We start from the raw sequence: 22,709 nt of genomic DNA on the forward strand, positions 1-22,709 counted from the left end.
AAGACAGGCGACCTTTCCGCACTTTGTTGTTCGGAGCCATCTTCGGAGGAAGCCCCACCGTCCAAAGGGGCCGGGCGTCCTTCGACCCTTCCGGCGGTTGGTGCCCACGCCAGCGCCTCCCCGGAACCGGCCTCTCCTGCCTGCCGACAAAGCCGCCGTTCCTCTTCCTGGAGGGGCAGCCCTACCCCTTCGCCGCCGGGGGCCGCGCGCCCCCGTCCGTCAACTCGATCAGCCAGCCCATCAGTTGAATGAACGCCAGCGCCATCGCGGGCGTCCCCGCCAGCATCATGATCCACCCGCTGATCTGCTGGTTGTCCAGCGGCGTGAGGTTCCACAGGCACAGCGCCGCGACGTAGGGCGTGTACAGCACCTGCCGCGAGTACAGCCACACGGCGGCCACGCTCATCATCGGCAGGGCGGCGAGCAGACCGAACCATCCGCGCGAGCCGATGGACGCGGGCTGCACGCTCGGCAACGGACGGAGGACGACCCCCCACACGAGCAGGCTGCTCAGCAGGTACAGCGCGGGAAGGAGCGCCCCCGCCGTGTTCGTGACGATGCTGGCGTTGAATCCGGCGGGCACGTTCCAGAAGATGACGACCGCGAACCAGACCGCGAGCGCCACCCACGGGTCGAGGAGCACGCCGAGAATCCGACCGAGCGGACGCCGGGGGTCAATCGCGACACCGCGCGGCAACCCCAGGATGAGGAGCGGCGGGACCACCTCGGCGAGAACCATCAGGCGGCTCATGTACAGCGCCATGCTGTTGAGGGTGAGGGTGGTCGCGGCGGACTGGGTGGCGAGGATCAGGAGCACCATTCCCAGCGCGAACAGCACGGCCCGCCACACCGGCCAGCGCGCCCGGCCCTCCTCACTCCGGCGGGCGACGGCGAAGCGCCAGGCATACACCCCCGTCACCGCGAGGACGGGCAGCCACACGAGCGGGTCGAAGCGCAGCGCGAGCAGCTCAGTCAGGCTGGGGTTGAGGTCGGTAGGCAGGCTCACGGGGCCGGGTTCTCCATGACGTAGGTGAGGTCACGCACCACCCGCTCCACCTGCGGAAGCTGGGTGTAGTCCCACAGCACGCGGAGCCTGCCGGAGGCGTCGATGAGGTACGTGCCCGTCGTGTGATTGATCTGATACTCCGTCTCGCTCCGCACGTCGGCCTTCTGGTACGCCACGCCGTAGGCACGGGCCGCTGCCGCGAGGTCAGGCTCAGGAATCCGCACGGCGATCGCCTTCCCGAAGAAGTCCACATATTCCTTCAATCGGGCAGGCGTGTCGCGGGCCGGGTCCACGCTGACGAGCACCACGTCGAAGCGGTCACGTTGGGCGGCGGGCAGCGCCTGGCGGGCCTTTTCGAGGTAGGCCAGACTCAGGGGGCAGATGTTCGGGCAGTGGGTGAAGCCGAAGAAGAGGGCGGTCGTGCGCCCGCTCCCCCCCGGCTGGAAGGTCCACGGCTGCCCGTTCTGGTCGGTGCCGCCGAAGGTCCGCGCGGCGGTCGGGCGGTCGTAGGCCGTGCCGTAGAAGGGGAAGGGACTCTTCAGCCGCGCGTAGCCCCATGCCCCCCCCAGCACGAGCACGACGGCGCACACGGCGAGGAGCGCCGACACGTACCAGGGACGCGCGGCGGGGGACGAGGGCAGGGAGACTTCGGTCATGGGGTCACGGCTTGCGGACGACGGCCTTCACCGGGAGCGTCCGCCCCCCCGTCCCGACCAGGGTAAGAGGAAGCGTCTCCCCCACGCGCAGGGGACGGGTGAAGTCCATCAGCATGAGGTGGTCGCCCGTCGCGGACAGCCGCAGGGTGCCCCCGGCGGGGACGGTCAGGGTCTTCACGTTCGTCATGCCCGTGCGCCCCTGACTGTCCCGGCGTGTCGCCATCAACATGCCGTGGCGGGCGACGGCGGCACGCACCCCGGTCAGGGTGACGGGCGTGCGCCCCTTGTTGTGCAGCGTCATGAATATGCTCGTCTCGGTCGCGCCGGGGGGCACGGCGACCACCGTCGCGCCCCGCACGGTCAGGGGCAGGGGGGCGGCGCTTTGTGCGGCAGGTGTGACGGGTGCAGCGGGGTGCCCCGAGTGCCCCGCCGAGGCCGGAAGCACGACCGCCGCGAGCGCGAGGGCCGCGAGCAGGGGGGTCAGGGTGGCAAGACGGTTGAGCATGGGCAGGGGGAGCCTCCTTGAGTGCGTCGGCCCGGTTGACCCCAGTCTAGGCGCGCGGGGGGGCCGGATTGTCCCCGCTGGCCGGAGGTTCGTGGGGTCGCTGCGGCGGCTGTTCCTCGCACCACACCAACGTTGGGCGGCTTGATCCCTGGATTTGAGTGACCCGGAGCAAGAGAAAGACCACGGGGATGGACGGTCCTCCCTTCCAGGGACGCCAGGCACGCTCACCCCCTCCCAGCCTCCCCCCAGGAACGCTTGTTGTGAATTGCAGATTGGGAAGTTGAGGCGTTTCATTGTTCAGCAGGACGGGCGTTGCTCGTCACCCCTCTTCCCAGCCCTCTCCCGCAAGGGGAGAGGGAGCAAAAAGCACATCCGGCACGCTTATCTTCTAATCCGCATCAAGCATTCAAGGGCGGAGGGCAAAACAAACGGCTCCACGTCCTCGGACGGTCGTTCACTCGACTCAAAGCAGACGAGCGGCCCCGTCCTTCTGGCGACTGGCCGCTGGCGACTGGCGACCCTGCGGCGACTTCCCCACCTCCCTTCCTCCGTCCAGCACTCCCAGACTCCCGACCTCATGGAACCTGTTCCACGTCTGCGCGCGGAGGGGTATGGTGGGGGCACGGTTATGAGAAAGCCCACGATTCAGGATGTCGCCCGGCGGGCGGGCGTCGGGGTCGGCACGGTGTCACGGGTGCTGAACAACCACGCCGCCGTCAAGGGCGCGACGCGCGAGACGGTGCTGCGGGCCATCGGCGACCTCGACTACACGCCCAACCCGCACGCCCGGCGCATCGCGGGGGGCAAGAGCTACACCATCAGCGTGCTGCTGCCCGTCGTGACGACCGAGTTCTACGTGCGGCTGCTCGACGGGCTGGAGACGGCCTTTCAGGAGGCCCGCTACGACGTGGCGATCTTTCCCCTGCTCGACCGCTCGCGGCTGGAGCGGTATCTCGGCTCGCACACGCTGGCGTACCAGGCCGACGGCCTCGTGATGGCGACCTACAACCTCTCGGGGCTGTTTCAGGAGCGGCGGCTGCGGCCCCAGCAGCCCACCGTCCTCGTGGACGCGCACGCCGAGGGGGTGGACTGCGCGTACATGGACAACGTAACGGGCGGGCAACTCGCGGGCGAGCACGCGGCGGCCCTGCCCGGCGAGCTGTACGCGATCTGGGTGGAGACCGAACTCGACCAGCTCTTCACCACCCTCGTCTTCGAGGAACGCCGCGCCGGATTTCACCGTGCGGTGGCGGAGGCGGGCCGTACCGTGCGTGCCGAGTTCACCTCCAGCTTCGACCCGCTCGCCGCGCGCAACGCCGCGTCCGCCCTGCTCGACGCGGCCCACTTCCCCTGCGCCGTGTTCGCCTCCGCCGACCTGCTCGCCGGGGCGCTCCTCGACGAGGCGGGGGCGCGGGGGCTGAGGGTCGGCCACGACCTGCGCGTCATCGGTTTCGACGACCAGCCGTGGGCCGCCGCGCGGGGCCTGACCACGCTCCACCAGCCCGTCGAGAGCATGGGCCACGAGGCCGCGCAACTCCTCCTCTCCCGCCTCGGCGGCTACCGGGGACCCCCCCGCGCCCGCCGCTTCGAGCCTCGGCTGATCGTGCGGGAGACGGCGTAGGGCGTTCCCCTTCTTCTCCACAAGCGACGGGCCACACGCCATACCCTCCCCTCAATGCCTCGTCTCCGCCACCCTCACCTCGTCGCGCCCGTGCCGCTTGACTCCGTACATGGCGGCGTCGGCGCGGGCCACCACGTCGTCGGGAGACTCGCCGGGCCGGGCGACGGCCACGCCGAAGCTGGCGGTCACGCCCGTGACCTCGCCGTGACGTTCGTCGCGCAGGTGGGCGCGCAGGGTCTTGAGGAGGTGACGCAGGGGGCCGTCCTCCAGCGACGGCAGCAGCAGCACGAACTCCTCCCCGCCCCAACGGGCCGCCATCCCGCCGGGGGGCACCACCTCCCGCGCGGCCCGCGCCACGCCGCGCAACACCCGGTCGCCGACCCCGTGACCGTAGGCGTCGTTGACCTGCTTGAAGTGGTCGAGGTCGAACAGCACGACCGTGTAGCGCCCCCCACTCTCCGCCAGCGCGTCCAGGCGTTCCTCGGCGGCGCGGCGGTTGGCGAGGCCGGTCAGGGCGTCACGGTACGCGGCCTCGCGCATGGCGAGCAGTTGCCCGCGCTGCACGCCGAAGGTCCCCTGCACCACGATGGTCACGGCCCCGACGAGCAGGAATTGCAGGACCGAGCCGAGGAGCCGCTCATCGGCCCACCCCGTGAGGCTGAGATTGAACAGGCACAGCCCCAGCACGACCGCGTAGGTCGCCGCCGCCCACAGCGCCGCCCGGCGAGGCGGGTAGAGCAGGAAGGGCGCGGCGTACAGCAGCGAGAACCAGTACGTGCTCTCGCTGAGCATCCGTGCCCCCGGCACGAACACCCGGAACTGCTGCTCCAGCGCCAGCAGAAAGTACACCGTGGTCGCCGCGTAGATGACGTTCGCCGCCGTGAGGATGGGCAGCCAGCGGGCCGTCAGCGCCGTCTGGAGCGCGAGCAGCAGCAGCGCCAGCAGGGGCAGCGCCACCCGGTCGAGCGGGTCGTAGTTGGGATGCTGCACCCACAGCGCCGTCATGCACGCCAGCGCCCCCGCCCACGCCAGCACCATGAACATCCGCCGCTGCGAGACCTCCCAGGGCCGGTCCGTGGGCATGTGGGGTTCGCGGTGGGGGGCAGGCTTTGTCAGACACACTCCGGGGGACGGGCGGTAAGTTCCTCATCCTACCCCGAGGTGTGAGAACAGTCGCGCGTGGGTGAGTGTCCAGAAACGCCGGAACTTTATTGAAATCCTGCCCCCAACCTCTCTTTTTCCCGCCTGGAAACAAGAGAAATCGGGGGAATCGGTAGAAGAAGCCGCTCTCCCCTTTGTGTGTCTGCCCCCTCAATCGTTAAGACCGGGGGCCGCCTCTTTTCTTCCTCACCGCCGGACGATGTGATGAACGCGGCAGCGAGCCTCGTACGTCTCCTGCGCGCCGACGAGGACCACGGGATCGTCGTAGCGGGCGGGCTGGCCGCCGATGAGGCGCTGGGAGCGGGTGGCGGGGGCACCGCAAACGGTGCAGATCGCCGTCAGCTTCTCCACGCTCTCGGCGCGGGCGAGCAGGTCGGGCACGCAGCCGAACGGCTCGGCGCGGAAGTCGAGGTCCAGCCCGGCGAGGATCACCCGCACCCCCGCCTCCGCCAGCCCCAGCGCGAGCGGCCCCAGGTCCGGCCCGAAGAACTGCGCCTCGTCGATGCCCACGACCTCGGGGAGCAGGTGCCCCGGCGCGGAGAGGAGCGTTCCCTCCCCCGCCAAGTGCGCGCCGATGGCCGCCACGCCCTGCACCGCCACCGCCTCGATGGTGCGGCCCGCGTGGCTGGCGACCTGCGAGGCGTGATAGCGGTTGTCGAGCGCGGGCTTGAACACGGCCACCCGCTGCCGGGCGATGACGGCGCGGTTGAGGCGGCGGATGAGTTCCTCACTCTTGCCGCTGAACATCGGCCCGACGATCACCTCGAGGTGGCCGCCGTGATAGGGGGACTTGAGCACGGGGCGGATTATGGCAGAGGGTAGGGAGGCGGGGGGTAGGGAAGGTCAAACCGCCGTCATGTGTGCGGCACAGACTGGTGAATGCGAACGGCACGCTTCCTCCTCCCGTTGGCTCTCGCCCTGAGTACCGTAGGCAGTGCCCAAAGTTATCCCGGATTCGAGTACGGCCCGGACCGCTGGCCCGACCTGCTGCGCGTCTCGGCGCGGGTACCGGAGTTCGCCGGATTCACCCAGTCGAGCGCCTCTGGAAAACTCGTGACGCTTCCCGCGTTGACGGACCCCGCGCAGGAGAAGAGCTTGCGGGCTTTCCTCGCCTCGGATACCTACTGGCGGCAGGTCATGGTGGACAAGCAAGTGCCTCCATCGGGAAGCCTTCGGCTGGAATACTCGGTGACGGAACTGGTGAAGGTCGCTCAGGCGGTGAAAGCCGTTCGCCCCAACGCGACCGTTCGCGTCAACACCGCCCTGAACCGCGTGGTGCTGAACGCCGACGTGAAGTACGTTCGCGCCCTGGCCCGGCAGATCGGGGCGGGGGACCGGCTGGCGGCGGAGTACGGCGAACGTGCCCCGGAGTTGAAGTACGACATTCAGCCGCGTGTGGTGAGCAAGAGTGGGTTGAAAGACCTCGGAGGACCTTCAAGGGTGGTGCCGAACCTCACGGTTCTCGTGACGAACCTGCTGAGGCGTCCCGTGGTCTTTGGGGTAAGTTGCGGCGGACAGCTCCCTGTGCATGTGGCCTATGCGAACGGCTCCTTTGTCCGGGAGATTCTCAATGTGGCCTGCACACAGGAATTGGCCTCGCTCCTCATCCAGCCCGGCGAAACGCTCTCCTTCCCCAGCTTCCCGTGGCAGAAGCTCACGGACCTAAAGCCTGGAAAGTACCTGTGGGTGTACGGCAAGCAGACATTCCCCTTCACGCTCAAGCCATAAAAAACTGCCCCACCGATGCGGCGGGGCGGCTTCTTTCCTCTGTCCTTACTTCTTCTTCGTGCGGTAGGAGTCGCCGAAGCGCTTGTTGAACTTGTCCACGCGGCCCTCCGTGTCGACGAAACGCTCCTCGCCGGTCCAGAAGGGATGCACGCCGCTCCACACATCCACATGAATCTCGGGACGGGTGGACAGGGTTTCCATGACGACCTTGCCCTGGTACATGATCTTGGTGGGCACGGCCTTGGGGTGGATGTCTTTCTTCATGTTCTTCCTCCTCCGCCACGTCTGCGGTGCGTAGCGGGCAACCCTGAGAGTATAGCAGGCCGTCACAGACTTGACCAGACGTACCCCTCGTCCCACGGCTCGCCCCGGCGCAGGACGGGGGCGCGCGTGCCGAGGACCCGGTGCCCCCCCTTGACGGCGGCGCGCACGATCAGTCGGGGGTCGAGGTTCGGGTGGAGGAGGCGGGCGAAGGCGACCTCCTCGCGCACGTCGAGGCTCTCCCCACTGGCGACGGAATCGGTGCCGAGGGCGACCTCCACCCCCGCCGCCGCGAAGGCCGTCCACGGGAAGACGCCGCATTCGAGGTGCGTGTTGGAGCGCGGGCAGGTGACGACGGGGCAGCCCGCGCGGCCCGTGCGTGCGATGTCATCCGGGGTGACGTTGACCATATGGACGAGGGTGGGCCGTCCCGCCAGCGCCCCGAGTTCGTCCAGATAACGGACGGGCGTGAGGTCCGGCTCCGGCTCACGTCCGATCACCGCCGCGAAAGTGTCCGGGTAGGGCAGACGGCGCATGGATTCCCAGATGGGGCCGCCCCCGGTGCGGAAGAGGTCGAGTTCAGCGGGATGCTCGGCCACGTGAATCTGCACGGGCAGGCCCTCCCCCGCCGCGTACTCGGTCAGCAGTCGCATCAGGCGGTGGCTGACAGTGAAGGGCGTGTGGGGCGAGAGACCGACGCGCGGCCCACCGGGGCGCTCCAGCCGACGCGCCGCCTCGACGGTGGCCCGCGCCGCCCGGAACACCTCGTCCGCCCGCTCGGGAAAGGGGCTGAGGACCTCGAAGTAGAGGACGCCGGGCAGATCGTCGCGCGCCAGCAGCGGGGCCAGCGCCTCCGCCTGCCACACGATGTCACCGACCGCGCCAACACCCAGCCGCGCGAGTTCGTCGGCCCCGGCGAGCGCCCCCGCCACCCCCCGTTTCTCGCGCTGCGCGATCACGACCTCGGGAATCCAGCGGAAGTACGGCAGCGCCCGGAACTCGTAGGCGCTCATATCGAGGTGGGTGTGGGCGTTCACGGGGGGCGGCGCGATCACGGCCCCGGCCCGCCACTCCCGCGCGTGGGGGTAGCTCGCGCGCAGGGTCTCCGGGGTCCCGGTCGCCGCGATCATCCCCCCGGCCACGACCACTCCCCCCGGCGAGAACCCCCCACCCACGCCCGTGAACAGCACGTCGCAGGTGAGGAGTTCGGGGAGGTGGGAGTCAGGGGAGGCAGCAGACATGAGGGGCATTCTGCCGCGTCGAAATGGACTTCAGCTCAACTGCCGCACTCGCGTCTGCAACTCGCGCGCCACGGCGTCCGGCCCCTGCGCCAGCAGTCCGTCGGGCACGTGCCAGCGCCCCTTCTGCTCGAACTCGGAGGTGAAGAGGCTGGCCAGACCCGTCGCGCGGCGGTCCACCTCCAGGATCACGTCCAGCCCGCCCGTCGCCGGGAAGATCATCATCTCCAGTTCGGAGAGCTGGTACTGCCCGTACGGCGGCTTGAAGCTGAGTTCCTGCACGATGCGCCCGTGGTGGTACTCGACCTCGCTGGCCGAGAGCCGGAAGCCGAGGCGATCCGCCGCATTGATCAGCGTCTCCATGTCGCGGCTGGGGAGAATCTGGAGGTGGTCGGTGTCGCCGGGGTCGGCGGCCCCCGCGATGTCCGCGTCAGTCACCAGCCAGACCGACGTGCCCGGCAGGGTCAGCGGCGTGCCCTGCGGGATGGTGAAGCGGAAGGGCAGTTCGCGCGTCTCGCCGGGCCGCAGGTCGAAGCCGCCGAGGACGGGCCGGGTGAACAGCGTGTGCGTCACGTACTGGTCGTCCTTCCTGTAGCGGGTAGCGAGGCCCATGTTCAGGCGCTCCACGCGCTGCTCCACGCTGCCGCCCTGCACGATCACCGTGCCCGTCAGGTCCTCGCCGACCCGCACCGCGCTCTGGTCTACCCGCGCGTCCACCCGTGCTCCGCCCACGCCGACCGCCGCCATCATCTTCTTGAGAAATCCCATACGCCCTCCCTTACGTGGTGAGTCTCGCCACAGTTCCAGGGGGAGCTTACGATTTCTGAGTCTCCGCAATTCTCCGGGCGTTCATGGCGGCCCCGACGATTCCGGCCTCGTTCTGGAGGGCGGCGGGCACGAGCTGGCTGCGGGTGAGCTGAATCTGGCTCTGCCACTTGTCGGCCTTTTTGCTGATGCCGCCACCGATGATGAAGAGGTCGGGGCTGAAGATCAGCTCCAGGTGCTGAAGGTACGTGCTGGCGCGTTTGGCCCACGCCTTCCAGTTCAGGTCGTCGCGCTCGCGGGCACGGTCGGAGGCCCACGTCTCGGCGTGCTTGTCGCCCTTGAGCCACAGGTGGCCGAGTTCGGTGTTGGGCACCAGAACCCCGTCGTGGATGAGCGCGCTGCCGATGCCCGTGCCGAAAGTCAGCACCATGACCACGCCCCTCACCCCCGCCCCCGCCCCGAAGCGGGCCTCGGCCAGCCCCGCCGCGTCGGCGTCGTTGATGAGGTGGACCTCGCGCCCGGTCGCCTCGGTGAACAGGGCGTCGGCGTCCAGCCCGATCCAGCCCTGGTCCACGTTGGCGGCGCTGAGCGTCTTGCCGTGCTGCACGATGCCGGGAAAGGTCACGCCCACCGGCCCCTCGTGCCCGAAGTGCCCCACGAGCTGCGCCACCACGTCCTTCACGGCGTCGGGCTGTGCCCCGGCGGGTGTGGGGATGCGGTGGCGCTCGGCTGTCAGCTTCCCGGTCGCCGTGTCTACAGGCGCTCCCTTGATGCCGCTGCCGCCGATGTCGATGCCGAGGATCACGCTCATGGGGTACAGCCTAAGCGACGGGGACGCCTCATCGGTAGCGGGGGAAGTGTTCAGCGGTCAGCCGTCAGCTTTTATCCTTCTCCTGCTGACCTCTGACCGCTGAGAGCTGACCGCTACGAAAAAACCGCCCCCACACCGGGAGGCGGTCTGTGAAACTCTGATGGCCTTACTGGTTCCGCGCACCCTTCGCCGCGTCCACAAGGGCGCGGAAGGCTTCCGGCTCGCGGGCGGCGATATCGGCGAGGACCTTGCGGTTGAGGTCCACCCCGGCGCGCTTGAGGCCGTTGATGAAGGTCGAGTAGTTCATGCCGTGCAGCCTCGCGCCCGCGTTGATGCGCTGAATCCACAGGCGGCGGAAGTCGCGCTTCTTGTTGCGGCGGTCGCGGTACTCGTAGGTCGCGGCGTTGAGCAGCGTCTGGAAGGCGTTGCGGTACTGCTTGCTCCGGCTGCCCCAGAAGCCCTTCGCCCGCTTGAGGACCTTCTTGTGGCGGCGGCGGCGGACGGTTCCGGTCTTGACGCGTGGCATCTAGCTCACTTCCCCTTCGGCAGAGCGGCCTTCATGCGCGCCCACTCGCTCTTGGCGAGAACGAAGCCCTTGCCCTTGCTGCTGATCTTGGAGCCGCTCTCGCCGGTGTTCTGGTGGCGCTTGCCACTCTTGAACGCCATCACCTTGCCCGTCGCCGTGATCTTCACCCGGCGGCTGGCGCTCTTCTTGGTCTTCATCTTCGGCATATCACTCCTGTAGCCCGGTGCCACTCCACATCGGGAGGGTCGCCGTCTGGGAGTCCGGGCCGTTTCTCGCTGGAAACTGTTGGCTGCCCGGCCCCGCTTGGCCGAAGAAGAACTATACGCGAGGGGGGCCGGGAGGGGCAAGGGGGAAGGCTCGATATTCCCAGCCCCTCTCGCATACCGACTCAACGAACATGCGGCCTTGCAGCATCCTTACACTCACGCATCTTGGGAGGGCTAGGACGAAGTACTCATTCCCTAGACCAAAGCCACACGCAGCAAAACAGCAGACGAGGGGTTAGGGCGATTTTCCAAGCCCCGCCTTACGGATCGCATTTAAAAGCCGAGTTATAGCCTGCACAACCTCTATAGCAGCGGCACGAACCTCAGCGTCACGAGCCAGGCGTGCGAGGTGTTGGGCAATCCTACGGGCGGCATTCAAAACACGCTCAGCACCCATACGGGAAGCAGCATTCATTCTATCTCCAACTGTACCAGCCACAGCGCCCGGTAGGAGTCCAGCCGTACGGGGTAAGGCCCGAAGGTGAAGGCGCTCCCGCCGAGGCGGTCGGTGGCGTGGTCGCCGAGGTGGTCGCGCAGGACGTGGGAAGGGAGCAACACCTCCTCCTCGCTGAAGTTGTAGGCCTGCACCATCACGCCGAGGGGGTGGTCGCGCCGGAGCAGCAGCACGCGCCCGTCGGGGCTGGGGACGACGTGGCTCTCGATGCTGGCGTGGAGGTGCGGCGTGTCCCGGCGCGTGTGGATGAGGTGGCGCAGGCCCGCATTGACCCGTGCGGCGGGCAGGTCGGGGGCCGTCTCCACCCGCCCCGCCAGCTCCCAGTCCATGCGCGGGCGGTGGACCCAGCGGTTGTCGGGGGCGTGTTCGGGCGTGTCTGTGAAGGCGTAATCGTTCAGGAGCGCGAGTTCGTCCCCCATGTACAGCAGCGGCACGCCGCCGAAGCCGAGGACGACCGCGTGGGCGAGGAGCAGCCTCCGCACGGCGTCATCTACCCGGCCCGCGTCGCCGCCGACCTCCAGCGCGGCCTCCAGCCCGGCGAGACTTGCGCCCGAGCCGCTGATCCGGCGGTCCCCGGTGGCGGGGTTGTACTGAAAGACGAGGCCACGCGCGAAGGAACCGGGAAACTCCCCGCTGTAGAAATCGCTGAGGAAGTGGCGGTGGCCGGGACCGTTCAACCCAGCGCGGGCGGCGTCCTCGTCGCTGATCGCCCAGCCGATGTCGTCGTGGCAGCGGACGTACATGCCCCAGGTCGTGTTCGTCGGCTTGGGCGGAAAGGCCCGCAACGCCTCCTCGAAGAGCCGGGTGTTGCGGCTGGCGAGGGTGGACCAGATTTGGACCATCAGGCTGTTGTGGTAGGCCATGTCCGAGACCTTGCCGTGGTGCGCCCGCGTGCCGAGGTAGTGGATCAGGTCGCCGGGCGCGACGATGGCCTCGGCCTTGAAGGCGACGGCGGGCGCGACGATGCGGGCGGCGGCGCGCAGGGCGCGGGTGAGGTGGTGGACCTCCGGCTCGTTCTGGCTGGCCCCTCCCAGCCGCTTCCAGATAAAGGCGATGGCGTCCAGCCGGAAGACCTCCACCCCCCGGTTGGCGAGGTACAGGATCAGGTCGGCGAACTCCAGAAACACGTCCGGGTTGGCCCAGTTCAGGTCCCACTGGTACGTGTTGAAGGTGGTCCACACCCAGCCCTGAGTCTGGTCGTCCCACGTGAAGTTGCCCGGCGCGAAGTCGGGGAAGACCTCGGGAAGCGTGCGCTCGAAGGCGTCGGGCTGGATGCGGTCGGGGAAGATGTGGAAGTAGGCACGGTATTTGGGGTCCCCGGCCCGCGCCTTCTGTGCCCATTCGTGCTCGCGGGCCACATGGTTGAGCACGAGGTCGAGGACGAGGCTGACGCCACGCCCCCGCAGGCCGCGCGCCAGGGCCGAGAGGTCGTCCAGCGTGCCCAGGTCCTCGCGGACGGCACGGTAGTCGGCCACCGCATAGCCGCCGTCGTTCTCGCCGGGTCGGGGCCTCAGCAGCGGCATCAGGTGGAGGTACTTCACCCCCAGCCCCTGAAGGTAGTCCAGATGCTCGCCCACGCCCTTGAGGGTCCCCGCGAAGCGGTCCGCATAGGCGACGTAGCCGATCATGTCGGGGGTCTGGAGCCAGTCGGGGCGCAGGAGGCGGGCCTCGTCGAGCCGTCTCAGGTCGGCGGGGCGGGCATGGTAGGCATGGAGCAGAACTTCGAGCAGCCGCTCCTGCAAGGCGTCCGCCTGCTCCCCGTACACGGCGCGCAGGCTCCCTTGCAGGTCGGCCCCGTACCGCTCCAGGCGCAGCAGGAAGGTCTCGGCGTCACGGTCGTCGTCGAACGCGGTCCTCAACCGCGCCCCCAGGTCTGACTTGAGCACGCGCCCAGCATACGGCGAAAGCTGGAAGGGGTTCCAAATGGGGAGCCAGGCCCTACCGCAGCTCCGCCCGCACCTCCTCCAGCGCGCGGCCCAGCAGGTTCTCGCCCCAAACCTGACGGCTCGCCTCCGCCTCCCCCTCCGAGAAGCCGATGCCCCAGATACGGTCGGTGGGCGAGGCCTCCACGAGGGGCGCGTCTCCCGTCCCCAGCAGCGCCCGCCGAAGCCCCTCGTTCTGCCCGAATTTCAGCCGCAGCATGTCGAGCGCCACGTCGTACCGCTCCCGCGCCCAAACCTCGTCGTCGTAGGGGGTGACACGGCGGCCCAGCGCCTTGCACTCCGCCGGGGTGCGGGAGGCGAGGATGGCGGCAAGCGTCGCCTCGTCCCCGAAGAGCCGGGCCTTGCGCGCCATGAGGTACTGCTCGGCCCAGCGGTAGGTCACGCCCTCATCAGTGAAGACGCTCGGGTGGAAGTTGGAGAAGGGGTGGGCGGTGCGGTAGAAGTACACGGTTTCGGGCATGAGAAAAGACTGGCAGGACGGGACAGGAAGGACATCTGCCAAGCGGGTTAGGCCAAAGCGGGGGCGGCGAGGTCTCCCCCACCGCCCTTCTCGCCTGATCTGCGGTTACTGAACCGCGCCGCGCTCCACGTTCAGGTACACGGCCACGTCGTCCATGCTCTCCACCTGCGAGAGGGGGACGTAGTGGTGCTGACCGTCGGGGCTGTCGTTCTTCGTGAGCTTGAGCTGGTCGCCCTCCAGCTTGTCCACCGTGCCGACGTGCTCGCCGTTCGTGTCCTTGACCTGCATATGCTCGCCCATCTGTTCGAGGCGCTGGCGGAGGTTCTGGTCAATGCGGCTGGTGATCTCTCCGGCGTCGTTCTGCGTCATGCGGGAAGCCTAGCCCGCCCCTCCCACGGGTCAGATGACAGTCAGGTAGAGGGGACGGTCACGGAACGTTGGGGGAATCTCCATGCTCGATCTTCGGCTTACATCTCCGACGCGAGCACCCGCAAGGCAACCACGTCGAGGGCGGCCAGCGCGGCGTTCACCCTCTTTCCGAACCCCGGAGGAGCACCCGGCTGGGCGGCGGCCAGCGCCACCGCGCCCTTCTCGTTGAGCAGCCAGGCCCGTTCCCGCGCGCAGAGCGTCTGGACCATCGCCATGACCGCCTGATACACACAGCCCTGCGCGTGGTGCAGGTCGCCGCGTCCCAGGCCTTTCTCCGCCCCGTCCAGCCAGAAGTTCGGCTGCCAGCCGTAGTGCCTCTCCAGCGATTCGGCCAACGGCTCCGGGTAGCCACCCAGGCGAGTTCTCAGCCGCTCCACCCTTCCCGATGGGTCATGGAGGAGGACGCCCACGGCCAGTTCCGCCGCGTAGTGGTGCCCGTGGATGCCGTGGGGGTGCCCCGGCTGGGCGTGCAGGGTGACGCGTCCGGCGAGGGCGTCCTTCACACTCTTCCCCACCCGTCCCAGTTCCCGGTAGATGAAATCCACCCGCTGCCCACCCACCGTCAACCACGCGCCGCCGTCCACCCACGGTCCCCAGCCGCCGGGCGGAGTGGCCGAGGCGGTGCCCGAATCGTCCAGCTCCCGACAGATGGTATTCAGGGCAGTCAGGTCGAGGGGCCTCCCGGCGTCATAGGCGAGGCCGAGGTCGAGGTCGGAGTCGGATCGGGCGTTGCCCCGCGCGTGCGAGCCGCCGAGGGAGACGGCCACCACGCCGGGAATCCGGGACACGCGGGCCGTGATGGCGTGCGAGAGAGCGGGAACGGTCACGCGGGCTTTTCGTTCCTCTGCACCACGCAGAAGGGGTTGCCCTCCGTGTCGGCGAGCACCACGAAGTCGGCGTCCGGCGGGTAGCGCCAATCCACACGGGTGGCCCCGAGCGAGAGCAGGCGCTCCACCTCCGCCGCCCCATCGTCCGCGTACAGGTCGAGGTGGTGACGCCGCGCCCTCTCCGAGTCCACCAGATCGAGGGCGAGTTGCACGCCCGGCCCCTCCACGGGAACGAGAACGGCCCAGTCGTCGTCGGGTTCGTTCCGCAGCCGGTAGTTCAGGGCCTGCGTCCAGAAGGCGATGGCCCTCGGCACGTCCCGCACGCCCCACACGATGGACCCGATGGTCAGCATGGCGTGAGTCTGCCACAGGCCCACCGCGCATCCGGCCTACCCCTTCCCGGTCAGGCGGCGGATTCGGCCCCCGCCCCGCCCCGCTATGATGCCCCCTATGACGAAGGCGGGCGACAAGAAGGCGCAGCAATACGGGGTGACGCCCCAGAGCGTCGATTTCAACGACTGGTACAACGAGGTCGTCAAGAAGGCCGATCTCGCCGACAACAGCCCCGTGGCGGGCGCGATGGTCGTCAAGCCCTACGGCTCGGCGCTGTGGGAGAACATCGAGCGCTGGCTGGATACCCGCTTCAAGGCGACCGGGCACGAGTCCCTGATCTTCCCCACCCTGATCCCGCTGAACTTCATCACGCGCGAGGCCGACCACGTGGAGGGTTTCGCGCCCGAACTCTTCACCGTGAGCAAGATCGGCACCGAGGAGCTGGCCGAACCCTACGTCCTGCGCCCCACCTCCGAGACGATCATCGGGCACATGTGGAGCGGGTGGCTCAACTCCTACCGCGACCTGCCCTTCCTCCACTACCAGTGGGGCAGCGTGTTCCGCGCCGAGCTGCGGACGAAGGCGTTCCTGCGGACCTCGGAGTTCTACTGGCACGAGGGGCACACCGCGCACGCCGATGAGGCTGAAGCCCGCGCCGAGGTCCGCCAGCAGCTCGACCTCTACCACGAGTTCTGCCGCGACGTGCTGGCCCTGCCCGTCGTGCGCGGGGAGAAGACGGCCTCGGAACGTTTCGCCGGGGCGGTCGCCACCTACTCCATCGAGGGCATGATGCGCGACGGCAAGGCGCTGCAATCGGGCACCTCGCACTACCTGGGGCAGAACTTCTCCCGCGCCTTCGACGTGAAGTTCCAGACGCGCTTTCAGTTGGAGGAATACGCCCACACGACGAGCTGGGCCATCTCCAGCCGCATCATCGGCGCGCTGATCATGACGCACGGGGACGACTTCGGGCTGATCATGCCCCCGGGCATCGCGCCCATTCAGGTCGTCGTGATTCCCGTGGGCCGCAAGGACAACTTCGACGAGATGGTGGCCGAGGGCGAAAAGCTCGCCGCCGAACTGCGCGCCCAGGGCCTCTCGGTGAAGGTGGACAGGCGTGACGGCGTGACGAACGGTTTCAAGTACAACGACTGGGAACTCAAGGGCGTGCCCGTGCGCGTGGAGATCGGCCCCCGCGATCTGGAGCAGGGCGTGGTCGTGGTGAAGAACCGCAACGCCGAGGCGAAGGAGACCTTGAGCCGCGAGGAGGCCGTGAGCGGGATGCGGGCGCGGCTCGACGGCATTCAGGCGTGGCTCCTGAAGCGGGCGACCGACTTCATGCTGGAAAACACGGTCAGGGCGGACACCTACGAGGAGTTCAGGGCCGCCATCGAGGCCGGGAAGTGGGTGCGGGCCTTCCACTGCGGCGACCCCGAGAGCGAGCGGCAGATCAAGGAGGACACGAAGGCGACCATCCGCAACATCCCCCTCGACGACGCGGAGTTCTTCGCCGAGCGCGAGGAGGGCGGGGTGTGCGTGCATACCGGGCGGCCCGCCGCGTACGGGAAGCGGGCAATTTTCGGGCGGCAGTATTGAGGGAAGGGGTCAGCCGTCAGCGTTCAGCAGTCAGGGGAGGGCCGTTCACTTTGGTGGGTGGTTCTTGTTGCCTTCGCGCATTGGTTAGGGTGGGTCCATGAGCATTCAACCGGCTGAGGTCGCCGCCCAGTACGCCACCGACCGGAACTTACGAGTTCGGATCGAGACGCACGAGCAATACACCGTTGGGCCGAGATTAGAACCAGAGGTGGACCGCCTGCTCTCCCTACGGGGTGACGAGGCGCTGCTGGATGTGGGCACCGGCCCCGGCAACTTCCCCGGACGGCTGCGCGCGGAGGGGCACCGGGGCCGCCTCGTCGGGGTGGACCTCTCGCCCGGCATGGTCGAGCGGGCGGCCAGCACATACCCCGGCGTCGAGTTCGTGGAGGCGAGCGCGGACGCCCTCCCCTTCCCGAACGGCACCTTCGATCTCCTCACGGCCCGGCACATGCTGTACCACGTCCCCGACGTATCCGCCGCCCTGGCAGAGTTCATGCGGGTCCTGCGACCGGGTGGGCGATTCTTGGCGGTGACGAACGCCACCGGGTACATGGGCGAACTGTGGGAGGCTGTGGCGGAAGTCGTCCCCGAACAGCCCGCTCTTGCCGGACTGCTGGAGAGCCGCGCGGGGTCGGCGGTGTTTTCCGAACAGAACGGGGAGCCACTGGTGCGCGGGGCGTTTGGCAACGTCGAGGTTGGCCTTCTGGAGAACGCCCTCGTGTTCCCCACGCCTGAGCCGGTGCTGGCCTACCTGGGGTCCATGACGGCACTGCAACGCCTTCCCGACAAGGACCGCCTACAGGTCCTGAGCGCACTCCGGCGGGCACTCGCTCCCCGGTTCCTCATGGGGGAATGGCGCGTCTCCAAGCGCGTGGCCTTCCTCCATGCCCGCAAGAAGTGAGGCCAGACGCCACTCAACGGTCGCTCGCCATCAGGTACACCCCGGCCAGCAGCACGAGCAAGCCCAGCCACCCGCGCCAGCCGTGCGGCTCGTGCAGAAACAGTGCCCCGAACACGAAGATGAAGGCGAGGCTCAGGCGGTCGAGGGCGGCCACACCCGCCGTCGGCCCGACCTTGAGGGCCGCGAAATACGCCAGCCACGAGGCCGCTCCGCTCAGGCCCGCGAGGACGATGAACAGCCAAGCCCGCCCGCTGAAATTGGTCCTGTCTCCGAGAAGTGCCCCGAGTTGCCCGGTGCTCAGCGCGACGGCGACCATCACCAGCGCCATGACGACCGAGCGCAGGGCCGTGGCGAGGGTCGGGTTCACGCCCTCCAGGCCGAGCTTGCCGAAGATCGTCACGCCCGCGCCGCCGAGTGCGGCGAGCAGACCGAGGGCCACCCATCCCAGTGAAGTCATGAGGAGATGATGCCGCGTCCCTCCGCCATCCGGCTCTTTTCCCTCGCCCCCAACTCCTCTACACTGGTGGGCGTGATCCGCTCTGCGCTTACCATCCGGGGACGCCTCGCCTAGCCGAACAGCTTGAGCGTGCGTCCCCGGCTGCGTGTGGCCGGGGCTTTTCTTTTGCCGCGCCGAGGCCACCCTCTTCCCCTCTCGACTCTCAGACCTCCAAAGGACCCACCCATGACCCGACCCCAGATTCAGGAACCGCGCGCCGAGCGTTACAACCCCCACGCCGTCGAGCCGAAATGGCAGGAGCGGTGGGAGCGTGACGGCCTGTACACCTTCCGCGAGGACCCGGCCAGGACGAAGTTCTACGCGCTGACGATGTTCCCGTACCCCTCGGGCAACCTGCACATCGGCCACTGGTACGCGAACGTCGCGCCGGATGCGCGGGCGCGCTGGCTGCGGATGCGGGGCTACAACGTCCTGTTCCCGATGGGCTTCGACGCCTTCGGGCTGCCCGCCGAGAACGCGGCGATCAGGAACGGGCTGAATCCGGCGGTCTGGACGTACTCGAACATCGAGCACATGACGGGGCAGTTCAGGCGCATGGGCACGATGATCGACTGGAGCCGCTCCTTCGCCACCTGCGACCCCGAGTATTACCGCTGGAACCAGTGGTTCTTCACCCAGTTCCTGAAGCGCGGCCTGGCCTACAAGAAGGACGGGCTGGTGAACTGGTGCCCGAAGGACCAGACCGTGCTGGCGAACGAGCAGGTCGTGGACGGGGCGTGCGAGCGGTGCGGCACCCCCGTCGAGCGCCGCAACCTGAGCCAGTGGTACCTGAAGATCACCGACTACGCGGACGAACTGCTGGACTTCTCGGATACCGACATGCCCGAGCGCGTGCGGCTGATGCAGACGAACTGGATCGGCAAGTCGGTGGGCGCGGAGATCACCTTCGACACGCCCGCCGGGCCGGAGACGGTCTTCACCACCCGCCCGGACACCGTGATGGGCGCGACCTTTCTGGTGCTGGCCCCCGAGCATCCGAAGGTGGCGGCACTGACGACGGACGCTCAGGCCGACGAGGTGAGCGCCTACGTCGAGGCGGCGGGCCGCAAGACGGACGTGGAGCGCCAGCAGGACGTGGGTGAGAAGACGGGCGTGTTCACGGGGAGCTACGCCTCGCACCCGGTCTCCGGGCACCAGATTCCCATCTGGGTCGCGGACTACGTGCTGGTGACGTACGGCACGGGGTCGATCATGGCCGTGCCGAGCGGCGACCAGCGCGACCTGGACTTCGCCCGCAAATTTGGGCTGGAGGTTATCGAGACGGTGCGCCCCGAGGGAGCCGAGCCGATGGACCCGGCCACCGTGACCGAGGCGTACAGCGGCGACGGCATCATCGTCAACGAGGGACCCTTACACGGGATGCGGGGCGGCAAGGCGCACATCACCGCCGTGATCGACCGCCTGGCGGAATTGGATGTGGCGCAGGCCAAGACCACCTTTCGCCTGCGCGACTGGCTGTTCGCGCGCCAGCGGTACTGGGGCACGCCCATTCCCGTCGTGTACTGCGCCCAGCACGGCGCGCAGCCCGTCCCCGACGACCAACTGCCCGTCCGGTTGCCGGAGAACGTGGAGTTCACGCCGACCGGCCAGAGTCCGCTGAAGCTGGACCGTGAGTGGATCGCCACGACCTGCCCCGTCTGCGGCGGCCCCGCCGAGCGTGACACGGACACGATGGACACCTTCGTGGATTCGAGCTGGTACATGTACCGCTACCTGTCGCCCCGTGACGACGCGCACCCCTTCGATCCGGCAAGGGCCGACCTGCTGCCGGTGGACCTGTACACGGGCGGCATCGAGCACGCCATCCTGCACCTGCTGTATTCGCGCTTCTGGACGAAGGTGATGCGCGACATGGGCCTGACCACCCAGAGCGAACCCTTCCGGGCGCTGCGGAACCAGGGCATCATCCTGGGGCCGGACGGCGAGAAGATGAGCAAGAGCCGGGGCAACGTGGTGGACCCCGACGATCTGGTGGGCGAGTACGGGACGGACACGGTGCGCGCGTACCTCATGTTCATCGCGCCGTGGGAACTGGGCGGCCCCTGGGACCCCAGCGGCATCAACGGCCCCGCGAAGTGGCTGTCGCGCGTCTGGGCGCTGTACTTCGACGAGGGGGTGCCCGGCCCCCAGGAGGCGGTGACGGCGGCTGAGCTGCGCTACGCCGTCCACTCCACGTTGAGGAAGGTGACGGGCGACTTCGACCACCTGAGCTTCAACACGATCATCTCTTCCCTGATGGAGCTGACGAACACGCTGGTGAAGGCCAAGCGTTCGCCCGTCTTCGGGACCCCGGCATGGGACGAGGCACTGGACATCTTCAACCGGATGCTGGCCCCCGTCGTGCCCCACATCGCCGAGGAAATCTGGACGGAACGGGGCAGAGAAGCGAGCGTCCACGTCCAATCCTGGCCCGAGGTGGACGAGGCCGCCGCCACCCGCGACACCGTGACCATCGGTGTGCAGGTGAGCGGCAAGGTGCGCGGACAGGTGGAGATCAGCAGGGCGGCGACCCAGGAGGAGGCCCTGAGTGCCGCCCGCGCGAATCCCGACGTGGCCCGCTTCGTGGAGGGCAAGACGACGGTGAAGGAGATTTACGTACCAGGCAGGATTATCAATATCGTGGTGAGATAGCCTCACAATGAGGTGCCCCGCACACCGAGCCGACCGGAATGTGCGGGGCTTGTTCGTTCATTGCAACGAGCGGTTACTGCGGCATCTTCCCCACCGCACTCGCCAGCACCTCACGGAGCAGCCGAATCTGTTCGGCATTTGGCCTGGGCGGGAGCCTCGTCGTTCACGGGAGACCGGGTCACACGGCGGGCGTGGGGGAGTGACAGCGGTGGCCCCATCAGTTGAGGGGATTGCCCTCAGGAGATGGGGTCCGAGCGGAGCGAGAACCCGTCATGGCGAGCGGTTGGAGTGCAGTTGATGGGGTGCTCTTTGCCCCATCAACGGAACGGAATACCGCGATCAGTTCAGCCGCTCAGGGCCGGACGGCTCCTCCCCGGCGTAGACGGCGGCCACCTCGCTCAGCAGGCGGCGGGCGAGGGCGATCAGGCCGTCCTCCGTGGTGTCGCTCAGGTGGAAGGCCCCCCGCTCCCCGTACTCCCCGACAAAGGCCCCACCCTCGCGGCGAACGCGGACGAACACCTCGCACAGGCCGAGGCGCACCCAGGCGGCGTACCAGCCCCCCGGCGGCGTGGGGCGCAGGCGGTGGGTGGGGTCGGGAGTGGGGTCCAGCGTGACGTTGTTCAGCGGCAGGCCGGGGCCGCTCGCCGTCCGCAGGGCGTGGTACAGGGCATTCAGGAACGCCTCGCAGGCCCGCTGCTCGGCCTGCCGGGCCTCGGCGGCGCGGCGGATGGCCCCTTGCAGGGCGTCGAAGTCGTTCACGTCCAGCGCCTCCTCATGGCGCATTCGTACCACGCGCGGGGGCCGGGCACCCCCTTCCCCCGTTATCCTGCGCCCCGTGAGCACGCACGCGGTCCGGTCCGTCCTCCTGATCTCCAACGGCACGGCGGAGGACCTGATCGGGGCGCGGCTGCTGGGGCATCTCGCGGGGGAAGCGCGGGTGCTGCCGCTCGTCGGGGCCGGGCGGGCCTACGCGGGCGTGCCGGGGGTGACTCGGATGGGTGAGGAACTGGGTCTGCCGAGCGGCGGCTTCCCCTTCGGGAGCGCGGCGAACCTGCTCGCGGACCTGCGGGCCGGACTGGTGGGCGGGTCGCTGCGGCAGTGGCGGGACGCCCGGCGGGCGGCGCGGGGCACGGGCGCGGTCGTGGTGGTGGGGGACGCCTACGCGCTGATGGTGGGCACCGTGGCGGCGCGGGGGGTGGGAGTGCCGCTCGTCCACGTCCAGCCGCTCCTGAGCGCGCACTATCTGGAGGGGTTGGGCGTGTGGGGGACGCTCTCGGAACTCAACGCCCTCGGGGCGAACGTGCCCATGCCCTACGAGCTGCGGCTGGCGCGGGGGGCGCGGGCGGTCTTCGTGCGGGACGCGGGGACGGCGCGGTACTACCGGCGGCGGGGCGTGCGGGCGCGGTGGGCGGGCAGCTTCGCGCTGGATGTGCTGCCACCGCCCGAACGCGACCTGTCAGCCCTGATCGGCGGTCGGCGGGTCCTCGCCCTCCTGCCCGGCTCGCGGGAGGACCACCGGGAGAGTCTGCCCCTCATGCTGCGGTCGGCGGCGCGGGTGCCGGGCGTGGCGGCCCTCGTCGCGTGGCCGCACGGCTGGGACGCGGTGACGCTGCCGTGGGGCTGGACGCTGCGGGTGGAGGACAGCCGCACAGCCTGGGCGGAGGGCGAGGGCGTCCGTGTTCCCCTCCTGCGCGGCGCGTTCGGGGCGGTGGCGCGGGCGGCGGACGTGGCGGTGGGCACGGCGGGCACGGCGAACGAGCAACTCGCGGGCCTCGGCGTGCCCGTCGTCGCCTTTCCGACGCTTGGCCCGCAGTACACGCCCGGCTTCGCGCGGCGGCAGGGGCGGCTGCTGGGAGACGCGCTCAAGGTGGTCTCTCCAGACCCGGACGCGGTGGCGACGGAGGTGCTGGCCCTGCTCGGGGACCCGTCGCGGCGGGCGCGGGCGGCAGTGGCGGGGCTGGGGCGCGTCGGCGCGGCGGGGGCGCTGCCCGTCGTCGCGGCGGAGGTGGGGAAGATACTGGGGGAAGTCTCAACGGGAGAACGAGGTCCTGAACGCAAAAGCTCGGCCAGTTGA

General features: G+C 68.9%; 24 protein-coding genes. 6 read left to right on the top strand and 18 right to left on the bottom strand.

Going from position 1 to position 22,709, the window contains the following annotated elements; all coding sequences use genetic code 11:
- Nucleotides 1–181: 181 nt before the first annotated feature.
- From V3W47_RS05545 to V3W47_RS05555, 3 genes are read right to left on the bottom strand one after another with little or no spacing between them, the layout of a single operon-like run.
- The gene (locus V3W47_RS05545) at nucleotides 182–1,006 is read right to left on the bottom strand and encodes a cytochrome c oxidase assembly protein (protein WP_331824185.1); all 825 of its coding nucleotides are present in this window, start codon (nucleotides 1,004–1,006) and stop codon (nucleotides 182–184) included.
- Nucleotides 1,003–1,662: an SCO family protein gene (locus V3W47_RS05550; protein ID WP_331824186.1), complete on the bottom strand. Its 660-nt coding sequence runs from the start codon at nucleotides 1,660–1,662 to the stop codon at nucleotides 1,003–1,005. Before V3W47_RS05550 ends, V3W47_RS05545 begins: the two co-directional genes overlap by 4 nt.
- Nucleotides 1,663–1,666: 4 nt before the next feature.
- A complete protein-coding gene (locus V3W47_RS05555; protein ID WP_331824187.1) occupies nucleotides 1,667–2,167 on the bottom strand; it encodes a copper chaperone PCu(A)C in 501 nt (166 codons plus the stop codon).
- Nucleotides 2,168–2,795: 628 nt separating this feature from the next.
- Here V3W47_RS05555 and V3W47_RS05560 point away from each other — a divergent pair.
- Nucleotides 2,796–3,788 carry a substrate-binding domain-containing protein gene (locus V3W47_RS05560; RefSeq protein ID WP_331824188.1) on the top strand — a complete coding sequence of 331 codons (993 nt, stop codon included), beginning with the start codon at nucleotides 2,796–2,798 and terminating at the stop codon, nucleotides 3,786–3,788.
- 51 nt (nucleotides 3,789–3,839) lie between these two features.
- Here V3W47_RS05560 and V3W47_RS05565 read toward each other — a convergent pair whose 3' ends face one another.
- Both V3W47_RS05565 and V3W47_RS05570 read right to left on the bottom strand, forming a co-directional pair.
- The gene (locus V3W47_RS05565; protein ID WP_331824189.1) at nucleotides 3,840–4,871 is read right to left on the bottom strand and encodes a GGDEF domain-containing protein; all 1,032 of its coding nucleotides are present in this window, start codon (nucleotides 4,869–4,871) and stop codon (nucleotides 3,840–3,842) included.
- A 264-nt stretch (nucleotides 4,872–5,135) separates the two neighbouring features.
- Complete coding sequence (locus V3W47_RS05570) at nucleotides 5,136–5,747, bottom strand: thymidine kinase (protein WP_331824190.1); 612 nt, start codon at nucleotides 5,745–5,747, stop codon at nucleotides 5,136–5,138.
- Between the two features lie 81 nt (nucleotides 5,748–5,828).
- Between V3W47_RS05570 and V3W47_RS05575 the strand changes: the two genes are divergently transcribed.
- Nucleotides 5,829–6,677: a hypothetical protein gene (locus V3W47_RS05575; RefSeq protein WP_331824191.1), complete on the top strand. Its 849-nt coding sequence runs from the start codon at nucleotides 5,829–5,831 to the stop codon at nucleotides 6,675–6,677.
- Between the two features lie 45 nt (nucleotides 6,678–6,722).
- On the opposite strand, the gene rpmE is transcribed toward V3W47_RS05575, so the two are convergent.
- The 11 genes from rpmE to V3W47_RS05630 all read right to left on the bottom strand — a co-directional run bounded on the left by rpmE (nucleotide 6,723) and on the right by V3W47_RS05630 (nucleotide 15,010).
- Entirely contained in the window at nucleotides 6,723–6,941 is a 219-nt protein-coding gene (gene rpmE / locus V3W47_RS05580) for a 50S ribosomal protein L31 (protein WP_216319610.1), read from the bottom strand.
- 62 nt (nucleotides 6,942–7,003) lie between these two features.
- Complete coding sequence (locus V3W47_RS05585; RefSeq protein WP_331824192.1) at nucleotides 7,004–8,179, bottom strand: amidohydrolase family protein; 1,176 nt, start codon at nucleotides 8,177–8,179, stop codon at nucleotides 7,004–7,006.
- 30 nt (nucleotides 8,180–8,209) lie between these two features.
- Nucleotides 8,210–8,944 (bottom strand): sporulation protein, encoded by a 735-nt coding sequence (locus V3W47_RS05590; RefSeq protein WP_331824193.1) that lies wholly within the window; start codon nucleotides 8,942–8,944, stop codon nucleotides 8,210–8,212.
- A 46-nt stretch (nucleotides 8,945–8,990) separates the two neighbouring features.
- The gene (gene ppgK / locus V3W47_RS05595) at nucleotides 8,991–9,752 is read right to left on the bottom strand and encodes a polyphosphate--glucose phosphotransferase (protein WP_331824194.1); all 762 of its coding nucleotides are present in this window, start codon (nucleotides 9,750–9,752) and stop codon (nucleotides 8,991–8,993) included.
- Nucleotides 9,753–9,918: 166 nt separating this feature from the next.
- Nucleotides 9,919–10,278, bottom strand: coding sequence for a 50S ribosomal protein L20 (gene rplT, locus V3W47_RS05600; protein WP_331824195.1), 360 nt, complete (start codon nucleotides 10,276–10,278; stop codon nucleotides 9,919–9,921).
- Nucleotides 10,279–10,283: 5 nt separating this feature from the next.
- Nucleotides 10,284–10,484: a 50S ribosomal protein L35 gene (gene rpmI / locus V3W47_RS05605; protein WP_331824196.1), complete on the bottom strand. Its 201-nt coding sequence runs from the start codon at nucleotides 10,482–10,484 to the stop codon at nucleotides 10,284–10,286.
- 471 nt (nucleotides 10,485–10,955) lie between these two features.
- On the bottom strand, nucleotides 10,956–12,884 hold the full coding sequence (locus tag V3W47_RS05610) for an alpha-amylase family protein (RefSeq protein WP_331824197.1): 1,929 nt from the start codon (nucleotides 12,882–12,884) through the stop codon (nucleotides 10,956–10,958).
- Between the two features lie 52 nt (nucleotides 12,885–12,936).
- Nucleotides 12,937–13,401, bottom strand: a complete 465-nt coding sequence (ybiA, locus tag V3W47_RS05615) for a riboflavin biosynthesis intermediates N-glycosidase (protein WP_331824198.1) — start codon at nucleotides 13,399–13,401, stop codon at nucleotides 12,937–12,939.
- Between the two features lie 105 nt (nucleotides 13,402–13,506).
- On the bottom strand, nucleotides 13,507–13,770 hold the full coding sequence (locus tag V3W47_RS05620; protein ID WP_331824199.1) for a DUF2171 domain-containing protein: 264 nt from the start codon (nucleotides 13,768–13,770) through the stop codon (nucleotides 13,507–13,509).
- Nucleotides 13,771–13,868: 98 nt separating this feature from the next.
- Entirely contained in the window at nucleotides 13,869–14,657 is a 789-nt protein-coding gene (locus V3W47_RS05625) for a nucleotidyltransferase domain-containing protein (protein ID WP_331824200.1), read from the bottom strand.
- Nucleotides 14,654–15,010: a VOC family protein gene (locus V3W47_RS05630; RefSeq protein ID WP_331824201.1), complete on the bottom strand. Its 357-nt coding sequence runs from the start codon at nucleotides 15,008–15,010 to the stop codon at nucleotides 14,654–14,656. The genes V3W47_RS05625 and V3W47_RS05630 overlap by 4 nt, the downstream gene beginning before the upstream one ends.
- A gap of 88 nt (nucleotides 15,011–15,098) precedes the next feature.
- Here V3W47_RS05630 and proS point away from each other — a divergent pair, with 88 nt between their 5' ends.
- Nucleotides 15,099–16,586 (top strand): proline--tRNA ligase, encoded by a 1,488-nt coding sequence (proS, locus tag V3W47_RS05635; RefSeq protein WP_331824202.1) that lies wholly within the window; start codon nucleotides 15,099–15,101, stop codon nucleotides 16,584–16,586.
- Nucleotides 16,587–16,683: 97 nt separating this feature from the next.
- On the top strand, nucleotides 16,684–17,487 hold the full coding sequence (locus tag V3W47_RS05640; RefSeq protein ID WP_331824203.1) for a class I SAM-dependent methyltransferase: 804 nt from the start codon (nucleotides 16,684–16,686) through the stop codon (nucleotides 17,485–17,487).
- 13 nt (nucleotides 17,488–17,500) lie between these two features.
- Here the strand turns inward: V3W47_RS05640 and V3W47_RS05645 are convergent, their stop codons facing one another.
- Nucleotides 17,501–17,944 carry an EamA family transporter gene (locus V3W47_RS05645; protein WP_331824204.1) on the bottom strand — a complete coding sequence of 148 codons (444 nt, stop codon included), beginning with the start codon at nucleotides 17,942–17,944 and terminating at the stop codon, nucleotides 17,501–17,503.
- 225 nt (nucleotides 17,945–18,169) lie between these two features.
- Between V3W47_RS05645 and leuS the strand changes: the two genes are divergently transcribed.
- Complete coding sequence (gene leuS / locus V3W47_RS05650) at nucleotides 18,170–20,635, top strand: leucine--tRNA ligase (RefSeq protein WP_331824205.1); 2,466 nt, start codon at nucleotides 18,170–18,172, stop codon at nucleotides 20,633–20,635.
- Between the two features lie 339 nt (nucleotides 20,636–20,974).
- Here the strand turns inward: leuS and V3W47_RS05655 are convergent, their stop codons facing one another.
- Nucleotides 20,975–21,418 carry a hypothetical protein gene (locus tag V3W47_RS05655; protein ID WP_331824220.1) on the bottom strand — a complete coding sequence of 148 codons (444 nt, stop codon included), beginning with the start codon at nucleotides 21,416–21,418 and terminating at the stop codon, nucleotides 20,975–20,977.
- Nucleotides 21,419–21,470: 52 nt separating this feature from the next.
- On the opposite strand from V3W47_RS05655, the gene V3W47_RS05660 reads away from it, so the two are divergent.
- Nucleotides 21,471–22,709: a lipid-A-disaccharide synthase-related protein gene (locus tag V3W47_RS05660; RefSeq protein ID WP_331824206.1), complete on the top strand. Its 1,239-nt coding sequence runs from the start codon at nucleotides 21,471–21,473 to the stop codon at nucleotides 22,707–22,709.

This window comes from Deinococcus sp. YIM 134068 (assembly GCF_036543075.1).
In the GTDB taxonomy this organism is placed as follows: domain Bacteria; phylum Deinococcota; class Deinococci; order Deinococcales; family Deinococcaceae; genus Deinococcus; species Deinococcus lichenicola.

Bases quoted from the DNA above. Each gene is read 5' to 3' on its own strand.
- V3W47_RS05550 (WP_331824186.1), bottom strand. From the start codon at position 1,662: ATGACCGAAGTCTCCCTGCCCTCGTCCCCCGCCGCGCGTCCCTGGTAC.
- V3W47_RS05555 (WP_331824187.1), bottom strand. From the start codon at position 2,167: ATGCTCAACCGTCTTGCCACCCTGACCCCCCTGCTCGCGGCCCTCGCG.
- V3W47_RS05560 (WP_331824188.1), top strand. From the start codon at position 2,796: ATGAGAAAGCCCACGATTCAGGATGTCGCCCGGCGGGCGGGCGTCGGG.
- V3W47_RS05565 (WP_331824189.1), bottom strand. From the start codon at position 4,871: ATGCCCACGGACCGGCCCTGGGAGGTCTCGCAGCGGCGGATGTTCATG.
- V3W47_RS05575 (WP_331824191.1), top strand. From the start codon at position 5,829: ATGCGAACGGCACGCTTCCTCCTCCCGTTGGCTCTCGCCCTGAGTACC.
- rpmE (WP_216319610.1), bottom strand. From the start codon at position 6,941: ATGAAGAAAGACATCCACCCCAAGGCCGTGCCCACCAAGATCATGTAC.
- V3W47_RS05585 (WP_331824192.1), bottom strand. From the start codon at position 8,179: ATGTCTGCTGCCTCCCCTGACTCCCACCTCCCCGAACTCCTCACCTGC.
- V3W47_RS05590 (WP_331824193.1), bottom strand. From the start codon at position 8,944: ATGGGATTTCTCAAGAAGATGATGGCGGCGGTCGGCGTGGGCGGAGCA.
- ppgK (WP_331824194.1), bottom strand. From the start codon at position 9,752: ATGAGCGTGATCCTCGGCATCGACATCGGCGGCAGCGGCATCAAGGGA.
- rplT (WP_331824195.1), bottom strand. From the start codon at position 10,278: ATGCCACGCGTCAAGACCGGAACCGTCCGCCGCCGCCGCCACAAGAAG.
- rpmI (WP_331824196.1), bottom strand. From the start codon at position 10,484: ATGCCGAAGATGAAGACCAAGAAGAGCGCCAGCCGCCGGGTGAAGATC.
- ybiA (WP_331824198.1), bottom strand. From the start codon at position 13,401: ATGCCCGAAACCGTGTACTTCTACCGCACCGCCCACCCCTTCTCCAAC.
- V3W47_RS05620 (WP_331824199.1), bottom strand. From the start codon at position 13,770: ATGACGCAGAACGACGCCGGAGAGATCACCAGCCGCATTGACCAGAAC.
- V3W47_RS05630 (WP_331824201.1), bottom strand. From the start codon at position 15,010: ATGCTGACCATCGGGTCCATCGTGTGGGGCGTGCGGGACGTGCCGAGG.
- proS (WP_331824202.1), top strand. From the start codon at position 15,099: ATGCCCCCTATGACGAAGGCGGGCGACAAGAAGGCGCAGCAATACGGG.
- V3W47_RS05640 (WP_331824203.1), top strand. From the start codon at position 16,684: ATGAGCATTCAACCGGCTGAGGTCGCCGCCCAGTACGCCACCGACCGG.
- V3W47_RS05645 (WP_331824204.1), bottom strand. From the start codon at position 17,944: ATGACTTCACTGGGATGGGTGGCCCTCGGTCTGCTCGCCGCACTCGGC.
- leuS (WP_331824205.1), top strand. From the start codon at position 18,170: ATGACCCGACCCCAGATTCAGGAACCGCGCGCCGAGCGTTACAACCCC.
- V3W47_RS05655 (WP_331824220.1), bottom strand. From the start codon at position 21,418: ATGCGCCATGAGGAGGCGCTGGACGTGAACGACTTCGACGCCCTGCAA.